This is a genomic window from Mangrovimonas sp. TPBH4 (assembly GCF_001280505.1).
In the GTDB taxonomy this organism is placed as follows: domain Bacteria; phylum Bacteroidota; class Bacteroidia; order Flavobacteriales; family Flavobacteriaceae; genus Mangrovimonas_A.
This window is the reverse complement of the sequence record NZ_LBIO01000048.1, coordinates 48442-74909: the sequence shown is the minus strand read 5'-3', so window position 1 is coordinate 74909 and position 26468 is coordinate 48442. Positions and strand designations below refer to the sequence as shown.

The following is a 26468-nucleotide window of genomic DNA, read 5'->3' as shown; positions in this document are numbered from 1 at the left end:
GAAAGGTTTCTCCCTTAGCTAAAAAGCAAATCCCGATGTGATTTTAAAATCACATCGGGATCTTGTTATTATTTCAAGAATTGTGAAGCGACTACTTCAGCTTTTTTGCTGCTTGAGTAATCGTAAAAACCTTCACCAGATTTTACTCCCAATTTTCCTGCACGTACCATATTCACTAATAGTGGGCAAGGTGCATATTTTGGGTTTTTGAATCCTTCGTACATTACATTTAGAATAGAAAGGCAAACGTCCAGTCCAATAAAGTCAGCTAATTGTAACGGCCCCATTGGATGTGCCATTCCTAATTTCATTACGGTGTCAATTTCGGCTACTCCAGCAACTCCATTGTATAGCGTTTCTATGGATTCGTTAAGCATTGGCATTAAAATGCGATTGGCCACAAAGCCCGGGTAATCGTTTACTTCAACAGGAACTTTATCCAATGCTTTAGACAATTCCATAATGGTATTGGTTACCTCGTCACTAGTGTTGTACCCACGAATGATCTCTACCAATTTCATAATTGGCACAGGATTCATAAAGTGCATCCCAATAACCTTTGTTGGACGTGAGGTAGCCGCGGCAATTTGAGTAATCGAGATAGAAGACGTGTTAGTGGCCAGAATGGTGTTTTCATCACAAGTTTCGTCCAATTGCTCAAATATTTTTAGCTTAAGATCAACGTTTTCTGTCGCAGCTTCAACCACCAAATCCGAAGTTTTTACGCCTTCAGCAATAGAGGTAAAGGTGGTGATGTTATTTAGGGTTTCTTGTTTGTCAGCTTCGGTGATTTTTTCCTTGGCAACCAATCTGTCCAAATTCTTGGCAATGGTATTCAAACCTCTTTCAAGAGAAGCTTCACTAATATCGATAAGTTGAACATTGAAGCCTTTTTGAGCAAAGGTGTGTGCAATTCCATTTCCCATGGTTCCAGCTCCAATAACTGCTATATTTTTCATATATATTAAAATTTGTGTCCCTTTAGTTTTATAAAGGGGGTATTATTAAACTCTTGCTAATTCGGGTATTGCAATAGTAGGTACTAGCAATAAATGGTTGGTTGAAATGTTACGTCAGCCTAAAACTGATCGATAATCATATGGGCTACTCGAAGCGCTTCCGTTCCGTCAAGTAAGGTGACTATAGGAGCCGTGTCTGTTTTAATAGCATGCGCAAATGATTCCAACTCGTCCAAAATGGCATTATTGGCCGTAATATCAGGGTTGTCAAAATAGATCTGTTTTTTCACGCCTTCGGCATTTTGTAGAATCATATCAAAATCTCCAGGATGTTCTGGGGCATCTTTCATTTTTACCACTTCGCATTTCTTCTCCAAAAAGTCTACAGAGATATAGGCGTCACGTTGAAAGAAACGTGTTTTACGCATGTTTTTTAAAGAAATTCTGCTAGCCGTTAGGTTGGCTACACAGCCATTTTCAAACTCTATTCTGGCATTGGCAATATCTGGAGTGTCGCTAATAACGGAAACACCACTGGCCGAAACGTTTTTAATTTTTGAATTCACCACGCTTAGAATAACGTCGATGTCATGGATCATCAAATCCAAAACCACGGGAACATCAGTTCCTCTAGGGTTGAACTCTGCCAAACGATGGGTTTCTATAAACATAGGGTTGTGTACACTTTCCTTAACTGCAATAAAAGCAGGATTGAAACGCTCCACATGTCCCACTTGTCCTCGAAGTCCATTTTCAGCCAAAAGTTCCCTGATGTGCTCGGCTTCTTCGATGGTATTTGTAATAGGTTTTTCTATAAAGATGTGCTTTCCTTTTGCAATGGCCTTTTTGGCACACTCATAATGCGATAGGGTAGGCGTTACAATGTCCACCATATCCACAGCATCTATAAGTTCGTCGATGTCTTTAAAGTAGGTATACCCAAATTCTTCTACAACTTTTTGGGCGTTGGCTTCATTGGGATCGTAGAATCCAACAAGCTCATATTTATCTGATTGATTAAGTAATCTCAAGTGAATTTTTCCAAGATGACCAGCACCAAGAACTCCTGCTTTCAACATGTTTTTGAGTTTTTAACAAAACTAAGTATTTTTCATTATTTGGGGACTTAAAAATAGAATAAAATGACCCTGTGCAGGGAGTTGATAAAACAGCGAATTTTAATTTTTGCCTTTAAAATGTTTGAAGTAATTTTGCCTTGAAAAGCTTACCAACATTGAAAGACACGTTTAAACATCAAGGAATGAGACAGCAACTTGTAGAAGTTGTTAGGGCTAAAGGAATTACCAATGAAAAGGTTTTAAAAGCCATTGGTACCATTCCAAGGCATTTGTTTATGGATTCTAGTTTTTTGGATCACGCCTATCAAGATAAGGCGTTTCCAATTGCCGCAGACCAAACCATTTCCCAACCTTATACCGTGGCATTTCAAACCGAACTTTTAAATATCAAACCAGGGGACAAGATTCTTGAAATTGGTACCGGAAGTGGGTATCAAACCGCTGTTTTGTGCCTGATGGGAGCAAAAGTATTCAGTATTGAGCGCCAACAGGAATTGTATAGAATTACAAGTAAGTTTTTACCAAAATTAGGCTATCGTCCTAAAAAGTTGATCTTTGGAGATGGCTATAAAGGGATGCCTGAAGAAGCACCTTTTGATGGAATCATTGTAACTGCAGGTGCTCCGTTTGTACCTAAACCCTTGTTGAGCCAATTAAAAATTGGTGGTCGTTTGGTAATCCCCGTTGGGGTGGATGTGCAAACTATGACCCTTTTCATTAGAAAGGGGCCAAAAGAGTTTGAACAGCACGAGTTTGGAGAATTCCGCTTTGTGCCGCTCTTGGAAGATAAAAATTAAGGCTTTGGTAAATAGTCTTCAGGGATAGGAGTTCCTTCCGTTTCCAAAGTCCAATATAGATTTACAACCCACCAACGTTGCCCATCAAAAAGCAATTCAATGCTGTCTATTCCTCGTAGGAATGGGGTTTCGTCTTGCTCACTTCTGAAAGCTTCAAATGTGATAAAAGCGTGGGTTATATTTCCATAAGATTGGGTAACTCTGTGAATTTCCTTTTTAATGTAACCGTTTTGAAGAATCCAGTCGTTGGTAGTATTGATGTAATCTTCCACCGAAAGGTAATTGGTGTCGTAAATGCCTTTTACGCCATCTTTATAGGCAGGGATTAACCTCGCCTCGTTTTTAAAAAGGTATTTGAATAGTTTCCAATCGCGTTCTACCCCTTTTTCACCAGAAATGGCTCCGTAAAGGGAAGTAATGGTAGAATCTAGTGTAATGGTTTTTCCTAGGTAGCTCACCGGAGCTTCTTCGGCTTCCTGAGCATTGATGTTACAAATAGTGGCTAAAAAAAGTAAGGATGTAAGGGCGAAAGTTTTCATGTGGTTCACTAAAAAAATTTGCTAAAATTAATCAATTAAAGAGTTTCAACCCAAAAATAACGGCGTCACTTTGAAATCCGTTTTGGTAAGAACGTACATAATCAAGTCTTAAGAACCTGAATTTTCCCCAACCTATGTTGTCTATTCCAACTGAATATTCTTGGTAAGTTTTATAAGTTTTAGAGGAAAGGGCATGGGCACCAACAATTAAGTTGTAATTTAATTTATTAAGCAGTGGAATTTTACCTAAAATGTATCCATTAAAGTTGTGTTCGGCGTGTAATTCCAGATAATTGTCGTTTGTGCTTAAGGAATAATAAGGCAGATTATTAAACACATTGGTATAGCTTCCGGAAGCGCTAACATGGGTTTGGTTGCCATTGAAATGTTGGTAATCCATAAACGCAATATCCTCGGCATTGAATAGGGTTCCTGCCTTAAAGTTGTATGCAAAATCGCCTTTGTTGCCAAGCTCTACATTCTGGAAAATACGCAGTTTAAGTTGGTCAAAATTGTAAGCGTCTAGTGAGGCTCCAAATCCCTTTTCATATCCTATGGCCAAGGTTGGGTATTTGGTTTCTATCACCGTGTATTTGCTGTCTGGATAACTAAAATATTCCTGTCCAAAATTGAAGGTGGCACTTAGGTTAAATTTGAAAATGTTGTGCGTATTGAACGGTGCAATGCCATAGGCTGTTTCATCCAGTGGGTTGTTACTTGTGTAGGTGTCGTCACTTTCATTGATAAACGTGGTATCTGTTGTGTTGAAAAGTGGTTTCCTGCGTTCGTAGCTTATGTTGCTGTACACTTTGAAGCCATTAAAAAGTTCCTTTGAAAAGCTTATTTCAGCAAAACTTTTATCGTAGAGTTTCATGTAGTTGTCTTCAAAGAACAGAGAACTAATACTGTTTATTAATTTTGAAATAGGTTCCGTTCCATTATATTGTTGCGTGGTTATACCTCCCGAAACCATTAGATACGGTCTGTTTATATTGTTGAATTTGTAATGAGCAGAAAAAACGCCTCTCAATCTTTGATCTCCCAATCCGTAATTTAGGGTGGCTCTTGTGAAGAAATAGCGTTTAAATTCATTTATATTTTTTGTGTAGTGAATGCCAATAGAACTATTAAAACCCTGAACAGTATTAAAACTAAGCGCTGAAAAGATAGAGGAAACGCCTAAACTCCATTTTTCATAGGAATTGGAAAATGTGTAACCAGAAAAGATATCGGAAAATTTGAACTTGTTGGATACCCTATCTGTGGAATCCAAATAGGTTTTGGACTTTTTAACCGTTTGAATGCTGTCTTTTTTCAAATAATCCTGAATTTCTTCCTCGGTTAGGGGAACAGGTCTATTGATTTTCCAATACAAAGAGTCCTTTTTGTTGGCTTCCTCTCTAAAGGACAGTATTTGTTTTCCAAAATTGCGTTTTGAAAATTCTGGATTGAAATTGTAATCACTATAGACAGAAGTGTAATGGCCTTCTCCATTGATGCCAAACATGCCAAAGGAAAAATCAATGTTTTGCGACATCAAGGCCCAAACCTTATCCTGTTGGGAGTAGGAGAAATTTTGTTTAAGAGTGATGGTGTCGGCTCCAGGGATTTGTGCCTGTTGGCCAGTAGTCGTCAATTCAAGAGCGTAAATGGTCCATTGGTCTTCCACAATATACATATGTCCTTCAAAAACGCGATCGTTTTTGCGTTTCGGGGTGACCTTTATTTTATTGATGAGGTTTCCAAAATCGTCATAAAAAATCCCTTCCAGGGTGTAACGGTAATAGTTAAAAGCATATTCTGCAATTGGGGAAATGAGAGGATTTTCTAAGTCAATGGTGTTGTTGTAAAAGTTGAAATCGGCATCTAAGGCCGTATTGAAGCTAAAGCCATTGTCGTCGCCACTAACTTTAGAGGCAATAATGGTTTCTTTGAGTTTGTTGGGGTAGAGGTATTCAATTTTTGAAACAGTTTCTGAAAGGTAAATGATTCCACTTCTAGTAGAATCCAAACCGCCACCCAAATCTCCCAATTCCTGACCTAAAATGGCTTTTGGAGCATTCTTGATTTTCAGTAATCCTCTAGAATAGTAGTGGGCTTTGAAGGCTTTGATTAGCTCAAGGTTTTCTTTTCGTTTGTCTATTGTAGCCCTCATGATTTTGTTGGCTGGATTTTCGTTGGTTTTTACAACGACTTCCTGAAGGGATATTTCTTCTTCCTGCAAAATCACGTCCAATTGATATGGGAAATTTTCAATAATCACTGTTTTTTTGAGGGTTTTATAGCCAAGATATTTAAAGGTAATTGTGTAGGTTTTTGGGGCGGAGACGTTTAGCTCATAAATACCATTATCGTTACTGGTAGTGCCTGTGTAGGTGTTTTCAATATAAATATTAACAAAGGCTAAAGGAGTATTATTGGTATCTTTTACAGTGCCTTGAATTTGTGCCAAGGAATAAAACGTCTGCAAAAAACTAAAAAGTAAGACTAGTTTTTGTCTCATATTTGGGTTGGTTGATGGTGCTAAAAAATTGCTGTAAGGTGTCCGTGTCCGAACTACTGGTTATAAACATTTTGAAAAGTCCTGTTATAACCATTCAAAAAATTACTTGTAAATTTTCTTGATACGATCCAAGTTACGCTTGTTGTCCCGGTCTTTGATGGTGTCTCTTTTATCGTAAAGCTTTTTACCTTTTGCCAAAGCAATGTCCATTTTGGCATACCCTTTTTCGTTAATGAATACACGAAGCGGTACAATGGTAAGTCCCTTAACGTTAACGTCCTTTTGAAGTTTTTTAAGCTCTCGTTTGTTAAGAAGCAGTTTGCGTTCGGCTTTTGGTTTATGGTTGTAGTAGTTACCGTAAACGTATTCCTGAATGGTCATGTTGATGACAAACAGTTCGCCACGGTCGTTAAATTCGCAAAAACTCTCGGCAATAGAGGCCTTACTATCCCTGATGGATTTTATTTCAGTACCTGTTAAAACAATTCCAGCAGTATAAGTGTCAAGAATTTCGTATTCAAACTTGGCTCTTTTGTTTTTTATGTTGACCGTTTTTTGCATAGCACAAAACTACGTTTTTTATAATTTATGCTAAATACCTTTTGAGAATTTTATTGCGGTTTTAGATGAGATGTCAGTCTATGGTAAGTATATAGTCGGTGACAGTTTCTTTAAATAATACAACAATATATAAGAAGCTGTTGTTGTCGTCTTCCATCATGAGATATTTGTCTTGGGAAATGAGGGCGTTTGTCGTGGCAGGCGTTGTGTTGCTGTGGCCAACAATAAGTACAGTTTGCCCTTTTGTGTCGTTTAGGAAGGTGTTTATATCTAAGTTGTTCGGATCGTATAGTTCAATATCGATGTTGAACCTTTTGGCAATAGGTGCTACGGTTTCCTTCGTTCTAAAGTAATCCGTCGAAAAAATCCGGTCTAAAGGAACTTGGCTGAATACACTGTCCCATTGGTTGGCGCGTTTCAAACCAATTTCCGAAAGATGGGGGTCGGGGTTGGAAGCATCTGTTCTGTCCTTTTCCGCATGCCGAATTAAAAAGTAGGTGGATGTATTGTTGTTTGATTCTTGTGAAATGCCTTGAAAAGACAACAGTAAAAGAAGCAAAAGACTAAACGGTTTCATGTTGGATACTAATGGATTATATCCAAATATAACACAAATTAGGGCCGAAGCCCAAATCTGATGTTTTGAAAACCTATAAGTTTTATTGTTTGTTAGTCTTCGACCTTTGAAGCTTTGTCGGTAACAATGGCAACTCCGGCCGATGTTCCGATGCGGTCTACACCTATATCGATATATTTTTGAGCCGTTTCATAATCTTTGATACCACCAGAGGCTTTAATCTTGGCATTGTTACGAACGGTTTTTTTAATGATTTTTACAGCGGTTAAGGTTGCTCCGCTGCTTGAAAATCCTGTTGAGGTTTTGATGAAATCTGCTTTGGCATCCATACAGATTTCGCAGGCTTTGATGATTTCATTTTTGGACAATTCGCTAATTTCAAGAATTACTTTAAGCGGAATGCGGCCTATAGCTTGTTTTACATCACTAATGTCTTTATACACAGCAACGTAATTTTTACTTTTTAGAAATCCAATGTTTATTACCATATCTATTTCATTGGCTCCATGACTTACAGCAGCTTTGGCTTCACAAACTTTAGCTTCAGTGGACATGGCGCCTAAAGGAAACCCGACAACCGTGCATACTTTTACATCCGTTTTTTCCAAAAGTTGATGGGAAAGAGGCACGTAGCAGCCATTTACACAAACAGAATAAAAATGATGCTTTTTTGCGTCGTTACATAAGTCTATAATATCCCTTTCGGAAGTAGTGGGTTTTAATACCGTGTGGTCTATGTATTTATTAATCTTCATGTTTCAGTAGGTTTAATATTGATTTGATGTAAGCTTTCTTAAATAGGTTGTTTTAAGAGAGTTACGGGTCAATAGCGTCTATGTAATTGGGGAATTAATAGCGGGTCAAAATTAAGAAATTAATCTTAATTAGATAAAGCGAAAACTTAAACTTTATTGCCTTTGAACGAAAAATTTCACAAAAATTAACAAGTTTTTGGGACTTGATAAATGAGTATCTGCTTGAATGCGATTATGGTAGGACGGCTTCCACGGTATACCCCGCTTTTTGCAATAATGAAAGGACTCCATTGTCTCCGGATAAATGTCCTGCGCCAACTCCAAAAAAGGTAGGTTGTTCTTTGGAAAAGCTGCCAATTTTTGCAATCCATGTTTTATTGCGTTCGTCCAGCATTTCATTTTGGTATTTAGAGGTCAATGTAGAGTCGTCGACCAATAAAAGATGGTAAAGGCCGTCCAAGTCCTTGTTTTCATAAAGACTCATCATTTCAGTAATGTTTGCTCTGTCGCTTGCCATATTGTCTTTAGCGGATTTTAGGAGTTCCTGAATTTGGTCTTCATAGGGAATTTCGTCAAACAATTGCATTTGCTGTTCAATGCTTTCCAATCCTTCAACGTCTTCTTTTTGATCTTTGGTAACGGCCATTAATTCGTTTTCAAAAGATTGAATAGGGCACCCCAGAAGTTTAGGATACAACATGGCACTTAAAAAGAAAGGTTTAATGTTTCCCAATAGATCTAGAGGCATTCCGGTTTGGGTTTTTATAAAATCTGAAAGGAGTTGGTAATCTGCTTCCGAAAGATAATCCTTGATTGTTTTTCCATTTTTCATATACATCTCTTGCGCCATTTTCGATTGTATTTCAGGGTGGTCCATATCAACTTCAAGGACCAAGAGAGAGGTGTTGTCCAATGCTGTCTTTACTGTTTGGTCCAATGTAGCATTACAGGTAACGTGAATGGTTCCAAAAATATAGGAAGGTGCCTCAAGGCCATTTCCAGATATTTTCCAAAGGAGGGATTTGCTAGTTTCTTGTGCAACAGTAATTGCTGAGAAAAGAATTAGTGCAATGTTTAGAATGGATCGGTAGAAAGGTGTTGGTGACATAGTTATAAGAAAGTAGATGTTCTATTAGGTTTATTGCTTTTGTTGGAAATCTGTTAGGATTTTGTGAGCCCATTGGATTGCCTCGGACAAGGTATTAAAAATCTTGTACGGTTTATCGAAAAAATTCTTTTCATATTCTGCATTTTTACGCATTATTCTGGCGTCTGTCACAATAGCTATGCCAATAAGATTGGTGATTTTTTCGGTTTCCACATAAGTTAATGGGTCTACAGAATAGGAATTGACTCGGTTGGAGATATACACAAAATGTTTGCCCGAATAATGGGTTTCTACAATCTCGTTTAATTTTTCGTTATGTTTGGGGTGAATGTCGGCACCTTCTCTAATTTGAACCACCAGAAAATCATCAAAAACCAAGATTTCTGCATTTGGAAAATCGTAATAATAGAACATTCCCATAAAACTCAATTTTAAAAGTTAAAGGGGCTTTTGGTTTTGATAAAAAAAGCAACGCTAACCTAATTAAAGGGTCGCGTTGCCTAACACCAATCAACCAAATTATTATGAAACGTCCTAGCGGACATTTAAACTCCAATGGCGGTTAACCACTGAAGTTTTCGTTAAAGTTCTTCAGCAACCATATTGGCCTGGTTCCTGAAGACTAATTTGTCATCAAATGCATCTAGAAGGATCACACTGTCTGTGGTGACTTTTCCAGATAGAATCTCTTTACTCAATTCATTGAGTACTTCTTTTTGAATAACTCTTTTTACTGGTCTGGCACCGTATTCCGGATTGTATCCCTTCTCGGCAAGGTATTCAATGGCTTCTCTTGTGGCATCAAACGTAATACCTTGTTGGCCTATTATTTTTGTGAGTCCTTTTAATTGTAACTCTACAATTTCCAAAATATTTTCCTTGGATAAAGGCGTAAACATGATGGTTTCGTCTATTCTGTTTAAAAATTCGGGTCTTACTGTTTGTTTCAGTAAGGCCAACACGTCAATTTTGGCAGCTTCCATAGCGGAATCAATATCCTTGGTAGCTTCAAAACGCTCTTGGATAATCTGACTTCCCATATTGGAGGTCATGATGATGATTGTATTTTTAAAATCTGCTAAACGCCCTTTGTTGTCCGTAAGGTGTCCTTCATCCAATACTTGTAACAAGATATTGAACGTATCTGGGTGCGCCTTTTCAATTTCATCCAAAAGCACTACGGAATAAGGTTTGCGTCTGACGGCTTCTGTCAATTGACCTCCTTCATCATAGCCTACATATCCTGGAGGCGCTCCTACCAATCGGCTAACGGCATGGCGTTCTTGGTATTCGCTCATGTCTATTCTGGTCATGGCATTTTCATCGTCAAATAAATATTCGGCCAAGGCCTTTGCTAATTCGGTTTTACCTACACCAGTGGTTCCAAGGAATAGGAAGGTCCCAATTGGTTTTTTAGGGTTTTGCAGGCCTGCACGGCTTCTTCGCACGGCATCACTTACTGCGGTAATGGCTTCGTCTTGGCCTACTACACGTTTATGCAGTTGGTCTTCCAATTTCAACAATTTTTCACGTTCACTTTGAAGCATTTTGGTAACTGGTATTCCTGTCCATTTGGCTACAACTTCTGCAATATCGTCATAGGTAACCTCTTCTTTAATTAAGGAGTTCTCTTTTTGATTCTCATGAAGCTCCTTTTGAAGTTTTTCAAGACGTTCCTGACTATCCTTTATTTTTCCATAGCGAATTTCAGCAACTTTACCATAATCACCATCACGTTCCGCACGTTCTGCATCAAGTTTATAATTCTCAATTTCAAGCTTAGTCGCTTGAATATTGTCAACAACATCTTTTTCGCTTTTCCACTTAGCATTGATTTCGTTTCGCTCTTCTTTCAAATTGGCTAATTCTGAGCGTAATGAATTTAACTTAGCCTCATCTTTTTCACGTTTAATGGCTTCTATCTCAATTTCCAATTGCATAATTTTTCTATCCAAAACATCCAATTCTTCAGGTTTTGAATTGATTTCCATACGCAATTTGGACGCAGCTTCGTCCATTAAGTCGATAGCTTTGTCTGGAAGGAATCTGTTGGTGATGTAACGTTCGGATAATTCCACGGCACCAATAATTGCTTCATCTTTGATGCGAACCTTATGATGGGTTTCGTATTTTTCCTTGATTCCTCTCAAAATAGAAATGGCACTTTCGGTATCGGGCTCATCGACCATTACTTTTTGGAAACGTCTTTCTAGAGCTTTGTCCTTTTCAAAGTACTTTTGGTATTCGTCTAGGGTAGTGGCTCCAATAGCGCGCAATTCGCCTCTAGCCAAAGCAGGTTTCAAAATATTGGCTGCGTCCATTGCGCCTTGACCACCTCCGGCACCTACAAGCGTGTGGATTTCGTCAATAAATAGTACGATGTCTCCATCACTTTCGGTAACTTCTTTGATGACCGCTTTTAAGCGCTCTTCAAATTCACCTTTATATTTGGCGCCTGCAATAAGAGCGCCCATATCCAAGGCAAATATCTGTTTATCTACCAAATTTTCAGGAACGTCACCATCTACAATTCTGTGTGCAAGACCTTCAGCAATGGCAGTTTTACCGGTACCGGGTTCTCCCACCAAAATAGGATTGTTTTTGGTACGTCTAGATAAAATTTGAAGAATTCTACGTATTTCTTCATCACGACCAATTACGGGATCCAGTTTTCCATCTTTGGCCAATTGGTTTAGGTTTTTAGAATATTTGTTTAGCGCGTTATAGGTATCCTCTTGACTTTGAGAAGTTACACGGTCGCCTTTTCGCAATTCGTTGATGCCTGCTGTTAGAGCTTTTTCAGTTACTCCTTGGTCCTTGAGCATTTGAGCTATTTTGCTGTTGGATTTAAAAACAGCCAAGATTAAATGTTCAATGGACACAAAGTCGTCCTTCATTTTTTTTGCAATGATGGATGCTTCATTAAGTGTTTTTCCGGCTTCTCTGGACAGCATGATGTCTCCTCCAGAAACTTTCGGAAAGCTCTCCAGTTGCTTGTCCAATGCCTGTTGCAGGACAATGGTATTTACATTCAATTTTTTTAGGATGAATGGCAATACGTTTTCATCAACTTCAGAAATGGCTTTAAAAATATGCTCATTTTCAATTTGTTGATGACCAAAACCTTGGGCGAGCTGTTGTGCTTGCTGTATGGCTTCTTGTGACTTTATTGTATAATTATTTAAGTTCATAGAATAATTTTTCCTTTAATTCAGGAAGCTAAAGTCAAAAAGCTTACCACTTAAATTCGTAAGACAAAATGTCGTTATTTTGCTAAAAATACATGACTTTTTGTCTGTAAAGGGGAGTTGTGAAAAGGGTTTTTGGTTTATGCTGTAAGTTACGAAAAAGTATTGTTTTAATTAGAAGGTTTGGGTGTTAAATAGTTGATTTTTAAATTGTTTTGATTGTATTCGAGTATGGTTAACGTTAATTTATGAGTGTTGAATAAAAAATGAATTAGATTTACATCTGAAAAATTGAAATGTATGGGATTTATAAAGAAGCTGTTTGGAGGTGAAGCGTCAGAAGCGAATAAAGTAGTAAATGAAATGCCTTGGTTAAGATTGACTACAATTGATCAGTTAAATGAGCTGAAAAGTGCCTCTGAAAGCAAAACACAATTAATTTTTAAACATTCTACTAGGTGTGGAGTAAGTAGAATGGTATTGCGTCAATTTGAAGAGTCCTATGGTTGTTCCAATGAAGACTTTGATGTGTACTATTTAGATTTGCTAAGTTATCGGGATGTGTCCAATGCTATTGCAAGTATGTTTCAGGTGATGCACCAATCTCCACAATTACTTATTGTCAAAAATGGGGTAGTGGTAGCGCATGCCAGTCATGGAGCTATTTTGGATGTAGATTTGAAGAGTTTCGTGTAATATAGTTTTTGAAAAAAAAAAACAGCCCCTAATAACGAGGGGCTGCAGTTTGGTTGTCTATTTTAAAGGAGGCCAAAATATCCTTCAGCCTCAATTTTAAATCTTCCCCAGTGTCAAATACCATTTGCTCATTGCTAGGGAATGGAATGGCTTGATTGCGGGTCAATTTTAAGTCATCCTTGGTCAAGGCACGTTTGTCTCCGCGGTAGGTAGCATAGAAATGCTCAAATATAAATCCACTATCTACAGGAAGTGTGCTTATTGTTTGTTGTGTTTTAAGATCGGAGAACACGGCGTTTCCAAGGATTTGCGATGATTTGAATTGTTGGAATTCAAAAAGATCAGCTTTTACCTTGATAATTTTGTCCACTTTAATGTCATTACCAAGACTATCTTTCATCACATTGCCGTTTTGATCTAATTGGTATTGCCATCCATCTACTATTTCTTGCTCTCTAGGAATTTGACGTTCCTTAATTTGTTCAGGAGAAATATTAATGAGTTGCAATTGTAATTCCATTGCAAAGTCGTATTGCAGACCTGAGATTCTGTTGGAGTGATAAGCAAGCCAAAACTGATTCAATCCATAGGTGTCAAAATTCAACAGATCCTGTTCCAATTGACGTGGGATAACTTGGTTGGTGTTATTTTTAATATTTACAATGACGTGTTCAATCCCTCTTTCATGGGCTTCCAAAAGTAATTCTCTAGTGTCTTCATAATTTGGATGGATTCGCTCCACGTATGATAATACATTGTGGGCTTCCCGGATATCTGCTTTGTAGTTGGATTCTAAAAGGGCTAGGCCTTTTTCGTATAAATAATCGGCGGTTTTGTTTTTCCATTCAGAAATGGCATTGCTGTAATCCTGAAACTTAAAAGTGATGGTTTTGTCTTCAACTACCAATGGTAAAATTGGTTTGATGGCTTCCTGTCTTTTGTTGAGGTAATTGTAAAGCTCGTAGATTTCTGTATACAATTCTGGGTTGTTATCTTTTTTAAGATGTTTAATTGTATTCAGGTCGCGTTCTTGTGCCTTGTGAAATGCTTCTTGAAGCATCATGGCATAGTCTTGTTTACGTTTAGAATTTTTATTGGTTTCCAATTTTCTCAGTGCTTCTGTAATAGCTTGGTTGTAATTGCCCGTGTTGATGGCGCGTTCAACCTGTTTTTTGCTACTACAGCTCATTGCTAGGGAAAGGATGATTGATAAGAGTAAAATTTGTTTCATAAGCATTCGTTTTAGGGGTGTATGTGTTGTAGATTCAAATTTAATGCCAAAAAAACACCCTCAATATCACTATTGAGGGTTGTAAGATGAATATTTCTATTGGATTACTTCTTCTTTTTGGGTTCGAATACAGGAAGTAGCTGCGTGGATACTTCGCCAAATCCAATACGGGTGCCGTCTTTCTCGCAATATCCTCTCATGATTACGGTGTCATAGTCATTGATGAATTTACGCTCGGAACCGTCTTTCATTGTTAATGGGCGTTCTCCTCTCCAGGTCAATTCCAACATAGAGCCATAAGAGTCTTCAGTTGGTCCCGAAATGGTACCACTTCCCATAAGATCCCCAGAATTCACTGGACAACCGTTAATTGTGTGGTGGGCCAATTGCTGGGCCATGTTCCAATACATATATTTAAAATTGGATTTACTCACAAGAGTCTCCTTTGCCGATTTTGGTTTAAGAGATACTTCCAAGTTGATATCGTAGCTCTTTTTACCTTTATATTGTAAGTATGGCAACTGAGGTTTTTCAGGTTTTGGTCCCTGTACACGATATGGTTCCAAGGCATCCAACGTCACAATCCAAGGTGAAATGGAAGAGGCGAAGTTCTTTGCCAAGAAAGGTCCTAGTGGCACGTATTCCCATTTTTGAATATCTCGGGCAGACCAGTCGTTCAACAATACCAATCCAAAGATGTACTCTTCGGCTTCTTCAATTGGAATAGGTTCTCCAAGGTCGTTGGCATCGGTAGTGATGAAAGCCATTTCCAATTCAAAGTCCACCAATTTTGAAGGTCCAAATACAGGAGTGTCGCTTCCTGCTGGAAGGGTTTGTCCTTGTGGTCTGTGTACTGGGATTCCCGACGGGATGATGGAAGAACTTCTTCCATGGTAACCAACAGGAATGTGAAGCCAGTTAGGCATTAAGGCATTGTCTGCTCCTCTAAACATAGTTCCCACATTGGTGGCATGTTCCAAGCTAGAGTAAAAATCGGTATAGTCTCCAATTTCAACAGGCAATTGCATTTCAATTTCGTCCAAACGAAAGAGAACAATTTCTTTATGTTGTTTGTTGTTTTTTAAAGTGGTGTTATTACTGTCAAAGATTTGAGCGATACGGTTACGTACGGCACGCCATGTTTTTCTTCCGTCGGCAATAAAGTCGTTTAGGGTATCTTGAAGGAATATATCGTCGGTTAACGGAATGCCGTCAAAATAGCCTAACTGATGCAGTGCTCCCAAGTCTATGGCAGTATCTCCAATTCGGGTTCCTATAGTAATGATGTCGTCACGTGTAAGAAACACCCCAAAAGGTATGTTTTGGATGGGGAAATCTGAGTTCTTTCCTACGTGCAGCCATGATGTTCTATCTGGATTATTTGCTGATAAAGGCATAAAAGTCTTAGAGATTAATGGTTTAATAAATTCTAGTCAAACCTACATAATTTTTTCGTTCTAATTGAAAAAAATGCCGAAAAAGTAGCTTGATTTCTAAGGGTTAATAAAAATTAGAGGCTAAGGCGGTAAATATCTGTTTTTTGAACTTCTATACTCATGGGATTTATTATTTTTGATAAATTTTTAACTAAACTAATTTTTATGCTACGTGATCAACAAATTTTTGAGCTCATAGAAGACGAAAGAGAAAGACAATTGGAAGGTTTGGAGTTAATTGCCTCCGAGAATTTTGTAAGTGAACAGGTAATGGAAGCTGCAGGTTCTGTATTGACCAATAAATATGCCGAAGGATACCCGGGAAAACGTTATTACGGAGGGTGTGAAGTGGTTGATCAAATAGAGCAAATTGCCATAGACCGTGCCAAAACATTGTTTGGTGCAGCTTACGCGAACGTGCAACCACACTCTGGAAGTCAAGCAAACACTGCGGTTTTTGCAGCTTGTTTGAAGCCTGGAGACAAAATATTAGGTTTCGATTTATCTCATGGAGGACACTTAACACATGGATCTCCAGTGAATTTTTCAGGAAAATTATACAATCCTGTGTTTTATGGAGTAGATCAAGAAACTGGAGTTTTAAACTACGATAAAATCCAAGAGGTTGCTACTAAAGAACAGCCTAAACTTATTATAGCGGGAGCTTCTGCTTATTCCCGTGATATGGACTTTAAAAAGTTCCGCGAAATCGCTGATAGCGTGGGAGCTATTTTAATGGCCGATATTTCGCATCCTGCAGGTTTGATTGCCAAAGGAATCCTGAACGATCCAATTCCTCACTGTCATATTGTAACTACGACAACTCACAAAACTCTTAGAGGACCTAGAGGGGGGATGATTTTAATGGGAGAGGATTTTGACAATCCATTTGGATTAAAGTTGAAAAATGGAAATCTTAGAAAAATGTCTTCATTATTGGATTCTGCGGTATTCCCAGGAAACCAAGGAGGACCATTAGAACATATCATTGCGGCCAAAGCAATTGCTTTTGGAGAAGCACTTACCGATGATTTTATGCATTATGTATTGCAGGTGAAGAAGAACGCTGCAGCTATGGCTGAGGCTTTTGTGGCTAAAGGCTATAATATCATTTCCGGAGGGACTGATAACCATATGATGTTGATCGATCTTCGCAATAAGAACATAACAGGAAAAGAGGCAGAGGAAGCTTTGGTAAAAGCTGATATTACTGTAAACAAGAATATGGTGCCTTTTGATGATAAGTCTCCTTTTGTTACTTCAGGAATTAGAATAGGGGCAGCGGCTATAACCACAAGAGGTTTAAAAGAAGCTGATATGGAATCCATCGTAACCTTGATAGACGAGGTTATTACAAATTATGAAAACGAAACTGTGCTGGAAGAAGTCGCTGTTAAAGTGAACAACATGATGAAGGATAGAGCTTTGTTTAATTAAACAATTACTCTATGGCGACACGATTAATAGCATTCGTTTGTGCGGTGGGGTTACTTTTTGTTTCACCTCGGCTAAATGCCCAATTGCAATTTGAAGATGTAGCTTCGTCCAAAGGACTTGATATTACTATAGATCTCCTCTCTGAAGGAGGAGGTGTTTCTTTTTGTGATTTTAATGGAGATGGCTGGGATGACCTTACTTTTACCTCGGCTACAGATAGTTCTGTATTGTTCTTTCAGAATAATGAGGGAATCTTTACCCAAGTGACTTTTGATATAGTTGATCCTAATTACAACACCAAACACCCTATTTGGGTAGATTATGACAATGATGGTGATAAGGATTTTTTTGTGACCAGTAATTTAGGGCTCAATAAACTTTATCAAAACCAAGGGGATATGACTTTTATTGATGTTACCGGTGTTTCTGGTTTAGATAGTAATAGTCCATTGTCAACTGGATGTGCCTGGGGAGATTATGATAAGGATGGCTTTTTGGATGTCATGATTTGCAAATATGATTTTACAAACGAGATTTATAATCAATTGTACCATAATGAAGGTGATGGAACATTTACAAATGTAACTGAGACTTCAGGAATTGGAGATTTGGACCCGGTTTTGTGTTTAAATGCTATTTTTTGCGATTTCAATAATGATGGTTGGCAGGATATTTACATCAATAATGACCGAACCTTTTATGACAACTATTTCATGAAAAACAATGGGGATGGGACATTTTCAGATATCAGTGCGGGTAGTGGAGGAGATGTGGGCATGGATGCTATGTCTGCAACGGTTGAAGACTTCGATAATGATGGTTGGATGGATATTTACATTACAAATACCAGCAGCCCTGTTTCAGACCCAGTAGGTAATGCACTGTTGAGTAATAACGGAGATGAAACCTTCACTAATGTGGCAGGTGCAACAGGCACGACTTTCAATAGTTTTGGGTGGGGCGCATTGTTTTTGGATGCTGATTTGGATACCCACAACGATCTGTATGTAAGTGGATTCTATACGGCTACACAACCTTCATATTTGCCTTCTGCTTTTTACCACAATAATGGTAATGATACCTGTACCATTCCCGAGGGTATCGGGTTTGAAACGGATAGCCAAAATAGTTATGGTAATGCTTTGGGAGATTTCAACAATGATGGTAAACCGGATATGGTAGTGATAAATGATAATGCCTTACCTTTTTTATGGGAAAATCAGACAACCACTTCAAATGGATATCTTAAGGTTAAACTGGAAGGTGTTACTTCCAATAAGGATGGTATCGGTTCTAAAATAGAAATTTTAGCGGATGGTAAAGTGCAGTATCGTTACGTGGCTTTGGGTGAAAGTTATTTAAGCCAAAATTCCAACACTGAATTTTTTGGGCTTGGAAATGCTTCCAATATTGACTATGTCCAGATTACTTGGTCAAGCGGTACAATAGATATTTATAATGATGTAACGCCTAACCAAACTTTAGAAGTTGTAGAGGGTAGTACGTTAGGGCTCGATGACAGAGTATTAGGCAAGGTGAGTATTTATCCCAATCCATCTACGGGAACAATCATGATATCAGGTGTAGAAGCTGAGTCTGATTTGATGGTATATAATATATTGGGGCAAAACGTATATGAACGGGAGCTTCAAAGCGGTTCTAATACAATTGACTTTACAAGTATACCAAAAGGTATTTATTATTTTAAAATTTCCAATGAATCTGGAGTTGTTACCAAAAAAATAGAATTGAAATGATCTTTTAGCAGAACGGATTCATATTAAATAAGCTTAAAACCCCTAGTATAAGTGCAGCATCACCGATGAGTACTTTATAGGGGTTTATTTTTTGGGATAGTTTGAAGAGTGAATCTCCTATGCCAGGGACTTTTGAAAGTTGCTGAGGAAGTAATAAGATACCACATGCAATACCTACAAGAGCAAAAATAATGCAATTGAATTTAAAAATGAATATGATGCCAATGGCTAAGGTCAGTACTCCAATGATAGGACTTAACGGTTGTAATTTGGCGGCAACATTCAAAAAAAAGTTACTTTTTCCATCCAAGCGGTCCAAAGTTGTTACCGCTAGCATGAGGCCCGCACAGATACAGGCAATTTCAAAAATAAGATAAGTCATAACAGAACCCAGATTAATAGTTGTGTTATAAAATTACTTAAATTTTAATTACCTAAATACGCATTTAGGAAACTAATCTTAATTTTCTTCAAATGTAATGTGTTGATATGCACCTAAATCCGGAGCGCTAGTCCTGTCATTGTTCAATAGGTCTGTTGGCACTTGGTTGGCATAAAATCCATTACCCTGGTTGTTTGCTGCAGAATCGTCACCAATAATCAAATCGTTTTCAAAAGGTGCTCTAAAGTCAGGGGATTCATTAAAGATATTGTTCTCGTAAAATAGTGCGTTTTCAAAATCATAGTTGTCACCAGAAAAGAAGTTCGTGTTATCCTGAAATCTTAACAAACAGTTGGTGAACTTAAAATTGAAGACTTCGCCACTTTCCTCTTGGTCCAAAAGAAATTCAGGGTTGTCATTGCCATAGATTATGCAATTGTTGAAGTTGGCTTCATCCAAGTCGTTGGTGTAGATATTTTGTTCCTCATCAACTACATAATTATTAATTAGCACAGAAGGAAATTGCCTAAAACTGTTGCCCCAATAATTGGCAATTGTACAATGCGTAAAATTGTATTTGCCACCATAAGTGCCAGCAAAAGAGGATTGCCCCGAGTTATTGATAACCACATTTTGGGCGCCGATTGAAGTGGCACGACCTAAAACACCAAAGTTACTGGAGTTGTAAATTTGAGTATTTGCGAGGTTTAGTTTGTTGTTCTCTTCATATTGATTCCCTTCACTTAAAATACCGATGGTTGCATTTTTTATAGTGGCGTAATTTATGGAGTTATTGGTGCTTCCGTTGTATAGCCAAATTGTTCCCCATTGTCCAGGAACATCTTCATATAAAGGTTCTAAACGATCCCCTTGAAAAATCACTTCGTTTTCCAAAAGTTCCTGATCATTACTGAAGGCTCCATTTATTTGCAAAGAAGCATTGTTAGTTACCAATAAGCCCGAATTGGCATGAAAGTGCACGCGTGCGCCTGCTTCAACAGTAAGCGTTTTACCACTGTTTACTCCTGCGTAACCGTAAATAACATAGGGTTTTTCGTTTGTAAAGGTCAATTCTTCATCGGTTAAAAAGCGCCCTTGAAGGTTGGTTTCGTCATCAATACCATCGCCATCCACATCAAACATTAGTGTTTCAACTATCCCGGTAGTTTCATCTTTACTAGGATAGATAAAAACCGCATCTTGTATAAGGGTAACCAATTCTACTTTTTGAAAATTGTTGCCGCTGTCAAATTCTATGGCATCGGTGTATAGAAATTGGTTATTTGTTGCCGCAAGGGTCTCTATGTCTACAGTAGTTTCTATAAAAATGTACATACTGTCTTTTGCCAATAATTCTACATCCTGAAACTCCTTTCCGGAAAGGCCGTCAACATTCAAGCGGTAATTGGAGCTTTCCCCTTGGCCTAAACGCAATGTAGGGATGACAATGTCTTTAGAGCTTCTGTTGTATACCTTAAGGTTGTAGGTGCTTGAGCCAATATTTGTGAAAACGGTATCAAGATATACGGTGTCTTTGGAAAATTGTAATTGTCCTGTACTTGGTTCGAAATCAAAATCGTTTCTGCAGGAACTCCAGGTCATTAAAATTGATAGCGCAAAAATAAAGTAGCCTAGTTTCTTCATAGATAAAATACTGTGGTGCTTTTGAGGGATAAAAGTATGATTTTTTGCACGAATGCGTAGTATCAACGAAAGTATTTTAGAGTTGTTGCCTTTTAAGTTAAGGTTTGGTTTCCTGTAATAGTTTGGAAAAGCTTTCGCCGTGTTTTAACAAGTTATCCAAAAGGAAAAAATTATTATTGCCATTCAGCAGTGATTTGGGAATGTTTTGAGCAGACAGATATTCCAGAAATAGGTATTTCTGTTCTATTGGAATATGTAGTTCACTTTTTATGAACTCGTCGTTAAAGTAGGCGTTAGTGGAAAATAGTGTGTCGAAATCCTCATAAGAAGCATATAGAAGTGAGGTGTCAACTTCTTTTCGTTTGAATAATTCGACAACAAGTTTACCTAGTTTAATTAAATCTATAGTCGGAGTGTAAGAATCGCTATAGGTAAATGGAAAGTTGTTTTCCTCAGTTTGTAATTGTTTATGGAGACTAGATTGAAACTTTGTAGAGTCAAATACCTTTTCCCTTTCGTCAATCAGGATAACTTCATCTAAGGTATTGGTGATTTTCTTTAGTTCAATGACTACAGTCTCTTTAAAATCATTGGGTTTTAAAACCAGTTGCTGACTTTCATGGAATAAAGAATGAACCGCTATGCTGTCTCCTACAGAAGCAGTCAGGCTAAAGTCACCGTTGTCATCCGAATAAGTAAAGCGATTTTCGCTTTTGTTTATGATTTTGGCTCCTTTTACAGTGGTTTCAGCATCGTATACTTTGCCTTTTAAGGTTTGGGAAGAAGCAAGGTTGGAGGAAAGAATACAAATAAGAACAAAGATTCTGAACATATTTTGATTGGTTGGTTTTCAATCAAAATAAGAGAATAGTTAAGTAGGAAAATGCCTTCTTAAGAAACTTTAACAGTGGTTTTAACCTTTGTTTAAGTAAAGAGGTTTTCAATTTCTGCAGTTATTCTGCAAGGGCGATTGGTACTTTTGGAAATCAAACACCAATTGGCTTCTGAAGTTACTAGGAGCTTGGAGGTTGTATTGTTATAAATCTCTACAATCCTTGTGGAGATGACGCCTTCGGTTTTGGCAATATAGGTTTTTAACCTAATGGATTCGCCTAAAAAGGCAGGTAGTTTATATTCTATGGTGTGTTTTACAAGCACCCAAAAATACTGGTCTTTTATATCTTGAGTAGCGCCTAGGTCCCAATGTTGGGAGGCAACATCTTGAACCCATTGTACGTACCTAACGTTGTTGACGTGGTTTAGTTGGTCCAAATCATCTTCCGTTACGGTAATTATGGTTTCAAAGGTTTCCATGGCTCAATTTGTTTGAGCGCAAAAGTAGCCTTTATTGCTAGCTCTTGAAAATATATTAGCGTTTATCGATGAAAGATCTAAAGGAATTTGTCCTTACTTTTCAATGATTTCTACCTCAAATAATTTGTTCCAACGTTTTCCTGTTACAAAAAGTGTCTTTGTCTCGGGATTATAAGCAATCCCGTTTAGTACATCAAGGCCTGGGTGTTGTTTGACTTTTTTGTGAAGCGGGGAGAAGTCGATGACACCTTCTACAGCGCCGTTTTCTGGGTTGATGATGGTAACACCGTTATATTGGTAATTGTTGGCGTAGATTTTTCCATCAATCCATTCCAATTCGTTAAGGTTGATTATTTTTCCTTTATCTCTATACACTTGAATGTGGTCTTTCTCCTGAAGTGTATTAGGATCCAGTATCCAGATGTTTTCGGTACCGTCACTTTTATAAATTACCTCACTGTCATTACATAATCCCCAACCTTCTTTGCTCTGGCCATAAGTGAAGGTGCTTATTTTTTCAAAAGAATCCAATTGATATACAAAACCGGTATTTTCACGCCAGGTCAATTGATAGATTTTGTCATTCATAATGGTCATGCCTTCACCGAAGTACTGTCTTTCTAAATCGGTGTTTTGCAATACTTCCCCTGTTTTATAGTCTACTTTTCGCAATTTAGATTCGTTGTATTGCCCAGTACTTTCATAAAGGTAGCCATCATGAAACTCTAGTCCTTGGGTGTAGGAGGTAATATCGTGAGGATATTCGTTGATGATATTAAAGGTATATAACTTGGGTTTTTGGTTGTTTAAAATGGTGATTCGTGTAGAAACTTCATCCGTTCCGTCTTCTGTAGTTATGGAGGCGGTTATTTTTTGAACGCCAAGTTTTACATCTTCCACTTTAAATTCATTAGGGATGGTTTGATCCCCCAATTTGTAGCTTACAGAAGTTATTGCAACGTTTTTTGGATTTTTTATTGACAGTTTTAGGGGCTCTCCTAGAGTAATTATGTTCTTTTTGGCACTAGTTTTAATAGAAAAATTATTTTTTTTCGTTTCAGAATTGCTGCCGCAAGACCATAATGTGAAAGCTAAAATGGTGATTGATAAAAGTTTATAGATGGCTGTCATTTTAATGTGTTTTTAAGGCAATTTATCTAATAAAATTCAGTTTAAAAAATCATTGCAGAACTATTAAAAGATTGTATCTTTGCAGCGGCAAGTCCTACACAACCAGCTCCTGCTGAATCCTCCAGGGCGGGAACGCAGCAAAGGTAAGCGGTCGTAGCGGTGTGATGTAGGTAGCTTGCCTTTTTTTATGGCATAAACTGAACCTTTTTTACCTGAAAAAGGTGATACAAATAGAAGGATTTGTTACGCTTTTGTAACAAATCCTTTTTGTTTTGTGCGCTTACCAAATTCATTCTTATTTTTACGCCCTAAGTTTTATAATATAATAATGTCTAAAGTTGTACTCATTACCGGAGGCTCTTCCGGAATCGGTAAATCCATAGGAGAATTTTTAACCGCAAAGGGGTATAAGGTGTATGGTACCAGCCGAAATCCCGATAAATATACCAATAGTAAGTTTCCTTTAATTGCATTGGATGTGTCCAAACAGGAAACAATTTCCAAAGCGGTTGCCTTTGTGGTTGAAAGATCAGGGAAACTGGATGTCCTAATTAACAATGCTGGAGCAGGTATTACTGGGCCTATAGAGGAAATCCCAGATACGGAGATCAAACGCAATTTTGAAACCAATTTTTTTGGTCCAATTAATGTGATTAAGGCGGTATTGCCGCATATGCGTAGCCAAAATTCGGGGTTGATTGTTAATGTAACCTCCATTGCGGGCTATATGGGATTGCCTTACCGAGGCATTTACAGTGCCAGTAAAGGTGCTTTGGAATTGGTTACAGAGGCCTTTAGGATGGAGCTTAAAGGTTTTAACATTAAAATGACCAATGTGGCTCCAGGTGATTTTGCCACCAACATTGCTGCCGGAAGATATCATGCTCCAGTTTTGGAGGACTCACCATATAAGGATCCATATGGTAATACTTTAAAATTGATGGATGCTCATGTTGATGAAGGAAAAGACCCGATGCTTATGGCTAAAGCCATCCATAAAATCATAGAAAATCCCAATCCTAAAATCCATTATAAAGTCGGGGAATTTATGCAGAAGTTTTCTATCGTTTTAAAGCGAATTTTGCCTGATAAAGTTTACGAAAAACTACTGCTAAATCATTATAAATTGTAATTTTGCGAGAGATTTAATAATCAACTTTAAATAAACAATAAACATGAAATTTTTTATAGACACAGCTAATTTAGATCAAATTAGAGAGGCACAGGAATTAGGTATTTTGGATGGTGTAACAACCAACCCTTCATTAATGGCCAAGGAAGGTATTACTGGAGTTGACAACATTATGAAGCACTATGTGGATATCTGCAATATTGTTGATGGTGATGTAAGTGCCGAGGTAATTTCTACAGATTTTGAAGGAATGGTTAGAGAAGGTGAGGCTTTAGCTGAGTTGCACGACCAAATCGTGATTAAATTGCCTATGATTAAAGATGGTATCAAGGCTTGTAAGTACTTTAGCGATAAAGGAATTAAAACAAACGTAACTTTGGTATTCTCTCCAGGCCAAGCATTATTGGCTGCTAAAGCAGGGGCGACTTATGTGTCTCCATTTATTGGACGTTTGGATGATATCTCTACAGATGGTTTAAATCTTATTTCTGAAATCCGTCAAATTTTTGACAACTACGGTTTCGAAACTGAAATTTTAGCAGCTTCTGTACGTCACACAATGCACGTAATTGACTGTGCTAAACTTGGTGCAGATGTAATGACTGGCCCATTGAGCGCTATTACAGGTTTGTTGAACCACCCATTGACTGATATAGGTCTTGAGAAGTTTTTAGCTGACTATAAAAAAGGAAACTAAATAGAATAATCTTCCCATAGATAAATAAAAAGCTCCTAATGTGTTTTAGGAGCTTTTTATTTGCGGTTATTTTTAAAACCTGTTGTCTGTTATTTTTGAGCAATTAGTTTTTCAAAATTATTTTCAAACTCTTTACTGTATAAGCTGTTTTTTGAAGAGATAATGTGCCCAGAAGAATCCACTAATAGAATAGTATATACTGAGTTGATAACTAATGTTTTCATGCCTTCTCCTAAATTTTCAAAACGATATTCGTTTTGAGTTGAAAACTTATTGCGTTTCAGGGTGTTTTTCCAGTACATTTTATTTTCATCGTTGATATTGATGGCAATAACATTCAAGTCTGGATATCTGTCCTTCAGTTTTTTGGTACGGTAATACAGGTTTTTGTGATTTAAGTCAAAGTTGGAAGACCAAAAGTAAATAACGGTAGGTTTGTCAATAAGTGATTTCAGGTTTTGTGGCTCGTCCATTACATTTACCAAAGTAACATCGGGGATTGGTTCTCCGGGTTTAAGCCTGTTTAATCGGGTAACGAGGTTATTTACGTCTTTTTTGTCAATTTCGCTGGTGGATTTTTCCAGATAGGAGGCCAACAACTGCTTTGTCTCATCAAGATCGTCATTCATATAAATAGATTCCCTGATATTTACTTTCAACAAGTAATTTTTAATGGCATCGACGTTTACAAGACTGTCTATGAGTTCTAACTTTTTGAGGTTGTATTTTAAAGATTGTCTGTCAAAGTACAAATGCTGGTCTGTGTTTTTGTAATACTCATCAAGGGCTAGGTTATTGAAATGAGCAATTAAAAAGCGATTGTAGGTGGCATATTCCCTTAAGGCTTCAAAATTATAGTTAATGTCCTTTCTAAAATCGTAGAAATGCTCTGGTAAATCTTTGAAGTGAACTAATTTACTATCACCATAATAACCAAAAGGGTAGACTTCCCTGTAATAATAATTGTTATAATCTATATTGGCTTCGGCAATGTTTTTAAAGAACTCAGAAGAAGGATATTTTTCCAAAAAGAGAGAGAGATGTTCCTTCTTTTCTTCTCGCTTAGAGTTTAGATAGTCTTCAAACTCTTCTGGGGACATTTTAAATAAAGTAGATTTCTTTTTGTCCTCACTTTCATCCTGTAAAAAGGATTTAATAAGGTAGTTGTTCTTTTTTGATCCAATTCCTGTGAATACCAAGGATTCGTCAAAATCTAAAGTGTTCAACCTAAGCATGACACTGTCTTGAGGCTCCAATAGTACCAGCTGATATTCACCACCGTGTAAAAAGGCATATAAGCCAGATTTTACGTCATCTATTTTTTTGAAAAACCTATTTTCTTCATCAAGAAATAAAGTATCTACCTGGTCTTCCGCTAAGTGAAGTGTTACATAATTGTTTTTAGGATTGATAATTTCACCCCCAAAATAAGCATGGTCTTCGGGAGCATATGTGGTATCCATACATCCCGATACAAACACAGACATTATTAGGGGTATGATGTAAAACTTCATAGAGATTCCTTATTGTAGGTTGCTTTCGGTT

At 37.6% G+C, this 26468-nt stretch carries 24 protein-coding genes and 1 other RNA gene; 7 read left to right on the top strand and 18 right to left on the bottom strand.

The genetic code is table 11. The features are described 5' to 3' along the window. Window positions 1-68 precede the first annotated feature (68 nt). A complete protein-coding gene (locus ZA05_RS08925; protein WP_053991349.1) occupies window positions 69-959 on the bottom strand; it encodes a 3-hydroxybutyryl-CoA dehydrogenase in 891 nt (296 codons plus the stop codon). A 119-nt stretch (window positions 960-1078) separates the two neighbouring features. Beyond that, a complete protein-coding gene (locus tag ZA05_RS08920; RefSeq protein WP_053991348.1) occupies window positions 1079-2038 on the bottom strand; it encodes a Gfo/Idh/MocA family protein in 960 nt (319 codons plus the stop codon). A 155-nt stretch (window positions 2039-2193) separates the two neighbouring features. On the opposite strand from ZA05_RS08920, the gene ZA05_RS08915 reads away from it, so the two are divergent. Beyond that, window positions 2194-2835, top strand: coding sequence for a protein-L-isoaspartate(D-aspartate) O-methyltransferase (locus ZA05_RS08915; RefSeq protein ID WP_053991365.1), 642 nt, complete (start codon window positions 2194-2196; stop codon window positions 2833-2835). On the opposite strand, the gene ZA05_RS08910 is transcribed toward ZA05_RS08915, so the two are convergent. The 8 genes from ZA05_RS08910 to clpB form a co-directional block, all read right to left on the bottom strand. Then, on the bottom strand, window positions 2832-3374 hold the full coding sequence (locus ZA05_RS08910; protein WP_053991347.1) for a hypothetical protein: 543 nt from the start codon (window positions 3372-3374) through the stop codon (window positions 2832-2834). The two genes, ZA05_RS08915 and ZA05_RS08910, sit on opposite strands and share 4 nt — an antisense overlap. A 31-nt stretch (window positions 3375-3405) precedes the next feature. Then, window positions 3406-5877: a DUF5686 and carboxypeptidase regulatory-like domain-containing protein gene (locus ZA05_RS08905; RefSeq protein WP_053991346.1), complete on the bottom strand. Its 2472-nt coding sequence runs from the start codon at window positions 5875-5877 to the stop codon at window positions 3406-3408. A 102-nt stretch (window positions 5878-5979) separates the two neighbouring features. Then, on the bottom strand, window positions 5980-6438 hold the full coding sequence (smpB, locus tag ZA05_RS08900; RefSeq protein WP_053991345.1) for an SsrA-binding protein SmpB: 459 nt from the start codon (window positions 6436-6438) through the stop codon (window positions 5980-5982). 73 nt (window positions 6439-6511) lie between these two features. Next, window positions 6512-7015 (bottom strand): histidine phosphatase family protein, encoded by a 504-nt coding sequence (locus ZA05_RS08895; RefSeq protein WP_053991344.1) that lies wholly within the window; start codon window positions 7013-7015, stop codon window positions 6512-6514. Between the two features lie 92 nt (window positions 7016-7107). Next, entirely contained in the window at window positions 7108-7770 is a 663-nt protein-coding gene (gene deoC / locus ZA05_RS08890; protein ID WP_053991343.1) for a deoxyribose-phosphate aldolase, read from the bottom strand. Window positions 7771-8002: 232 nt separating this feature from the next. Next, a complete protein-coding gene (locus tag ZA05_RS08885; protein WP_053991342.1) occupies window positions 8003-8878 on the bottom strand; it encodes a TraB/GumN family protein in 876 nt (291 codons plus the stop codon). A 30-nt stretch (window positions 8879-8908) separates the two neighbouring features. Continuing rightward, window positions 8909-9298, bottom strand: coding sequence for an STAS/SEC14 domain-containing protein (locus ZA05_RS08880; RefSeq protein WP_053991341.1), 390 nt, complete (start codon window positions 9296-9298; stop codon window positions 8909-8911). 161 nt (window positions 9299-9459) lie between these two features. Next, on the bottom strand, window positions 9460-12069 hold the full coding sequence (clpB, locus tag ZA05_RS08875) for an ATP-dependent chaperone ClpB (RefSeq protein ID WP_053991340.1): 2610 nt from the start codon (window positions 12067-12069) through the stop codon (window positions 9460-9462). A gap of 297 nt (window positions 12070-12366) precedes the next feature. On the opposite strand from clpB, the gene ytxJ reads away from it, so the two are divergent. Beyond that, complete coding sequence (ytxJ, locus tag ZA05_RS08870; RefSeq protein WP_053991339.1) at window positions 12367-12762, top strand: bacillithiol system redox-active protein YtxJ; 396 nt, start codon at window positions 12367-12369, stop codon at window positions 12760-12762. Window positions 12763-12790: 28 nt separating this feature from the next. Here ytxJ and ZA05_RS08865 read toward each other — a convergent pair whose 3' ends face one another. Both ZA05_RS08865 and fahA read right to left on the bottom strand, forming a co-directional pair. Beyond that, the gene (locus tag ZA05_RS08865) at window positions 12791-13993 is read right to left on the bottom strand and encodes a hypothetical protein (protein ID WP_053991338.1); all 1203 of its coding nucleotides are present in this window, start codon (window positions 13991-13993) and stop codon (window positions 12791-12793) included. A 104-nt stretch (window positions 13994-14097) separates the two neighbouring features. Further along, entirely contained in the window at window positions 14098-15390 is a 1293-nt protein-coding gene (gene fahA, locus ZA05_RS08860; RefSeq protein ID WP_053991337.1) for a fumarylacetoacetase, read from the bottom strand. A gap of 204 nt (window positions 15391-15594) precedes the next feature. Between fahA and glyA the strand changes: the two genes are divergently transcribed. Next, on the top strand, window positions 15595-16866 hold the full coding sequence (glyA, locus tag ZA05_RS08855) for a serine hydroxymethyltransferase (protein WP_053991364.1): 1272 nt from the start codon (window positions 15595-15597) through the stop codon (window positions 16864-16866). A gap of 11 nt (window positions 16867-16877) precedes the next feature. Next, window positions 16878-18623 carry an FG-GAP-like repeat-containing protein gene (locus ZA05_RS08850; RefSeq protein ID WP_082333728.1) on the top strand — a complete coding sequence of 582 codons (1746 nt, stop codon included), beginning with the start codon at window positions 16878-16880 and terminating at the stop codon, window positions 18621-18623. A 4-nt stretch (window positions 18624-18627) separates the two neighbouring features. Here the strand turns inward: ZA05_RS08850 and ZA05_RS08845 are convergent, their stop codons facing one another. From ZA05_RS08845 to ZA05_RS08825, 5 genes are all read right to left on the bottom strand, one after another. Continuing rightward, a complete protein-coding gene (locus ZA05_RS08845; RefSeq protein ID WP_053991335.1) occupies window positions 18628-19005 on the bottom strand; it encodes a hypothetical protein in 378 nt (125 codons plus the stop codon). Window positions 19006-19083: 78 nt separating this feature from the next. Next, window positions 19084-20649, bottom strand: coding sequence for a hypothetical protein (locus ZA05_RS08840; protein WP_053991334.1), 1566 nt, complete (start codon window positions 20647-20649; stop codon window positions 19084-19086). 97 nt (window positions 20650-20746) lie between these two features. Continuing rightward, complete coding sequence (locus ZA05_RS08835) at window positions 20747-21481, bottom strand: carboxypeptidase-like regulatory domain-containing protein (protein WP_053991333.1); 735 nt, start codon at window positions 21479-21481, stop codon at window positions 20747-20749. Window positions 21482-21573: 92 nt separating this feature from the next. After that, window positions 21574-21963 carry a thioesterase family protein gene (locus tag ZA05_RS08830; RefSeq protein ID WP_053991332.1) on the bottom strand — a complete coding sequence of 130 codons (390 nt, stop codon included), beginning with the start codon at window positions 21961-21963 and terminating at the stop codon, window positions 21574-21576. Window positions 21964-22056: 93 nt separating this feature from the next. Beyond that, complete coding sequence (locus ZA05_RS08825) at window positions 22057-23094, bottom strand: glutaminyl-peptide cyclotransferase (protein WP_053991331.1); 1038 nt, start codon at window positions 23092-23094, stop codon at window positions 22057-22059. 85 nt (window positions 23095-23179) lie between these two features. On the opposite strand from ZA05_RS08825, the gene ffs reads away from it, so the two are divergent. The 3 genes from ffs to fsa all read left to right on the top strand — a co-directional run bounded on the left by ffs (window position 23180) and on the right by fsa (window position 24923). Then, an RNA gene (ffs, locus tag ZA05_RS18020) (signal recognition particle sRNA small type) lies at window positions 23180-23278 on the top strand. A 144-nt stretch (window positions 23279-23422) separates the two neighbouring features. Next, window positions 23423-24226: an SDR family oxidoreductase gene (locus ZA05_RS08820; protein WP_053991330.1), complete on the top strand. Its 804-nt coding sequence runs from the start codon at window positions 23423-23425 to the stop codon at window positions 24224-24226. Window positions 24227-24269: 43 nt separating this feature from the next. Beyond that, window positions 24270-24923, top strand: coding sequence for a fructose-6-phosphate aldolase (fsa, locus tag ZA05_RS08815; protein WP_053991329.1), 654 nt, complete (start codon window positions 24270-24272; stop codon window positions 24921-24923). A gap of 89 nt (window positions 24924-25012) precedes the next feature. Here the strand turns inward: fsa and ZA05_RS08810 are convergent, their stop codons facing one another. Beyond that, window positions 25013-26410: a hypothetical protein gene (locus ZA05_RS08810; RefSeq protein ID WP_197276074.1), complete on the bottom strand. Its 1398-nt coding sequence runs from the start codon at window positions 26408-26410 to the stop codon at window positions 25013-25015. Window positions 26411-26468 lie beyond the last annotated feature (58 nt).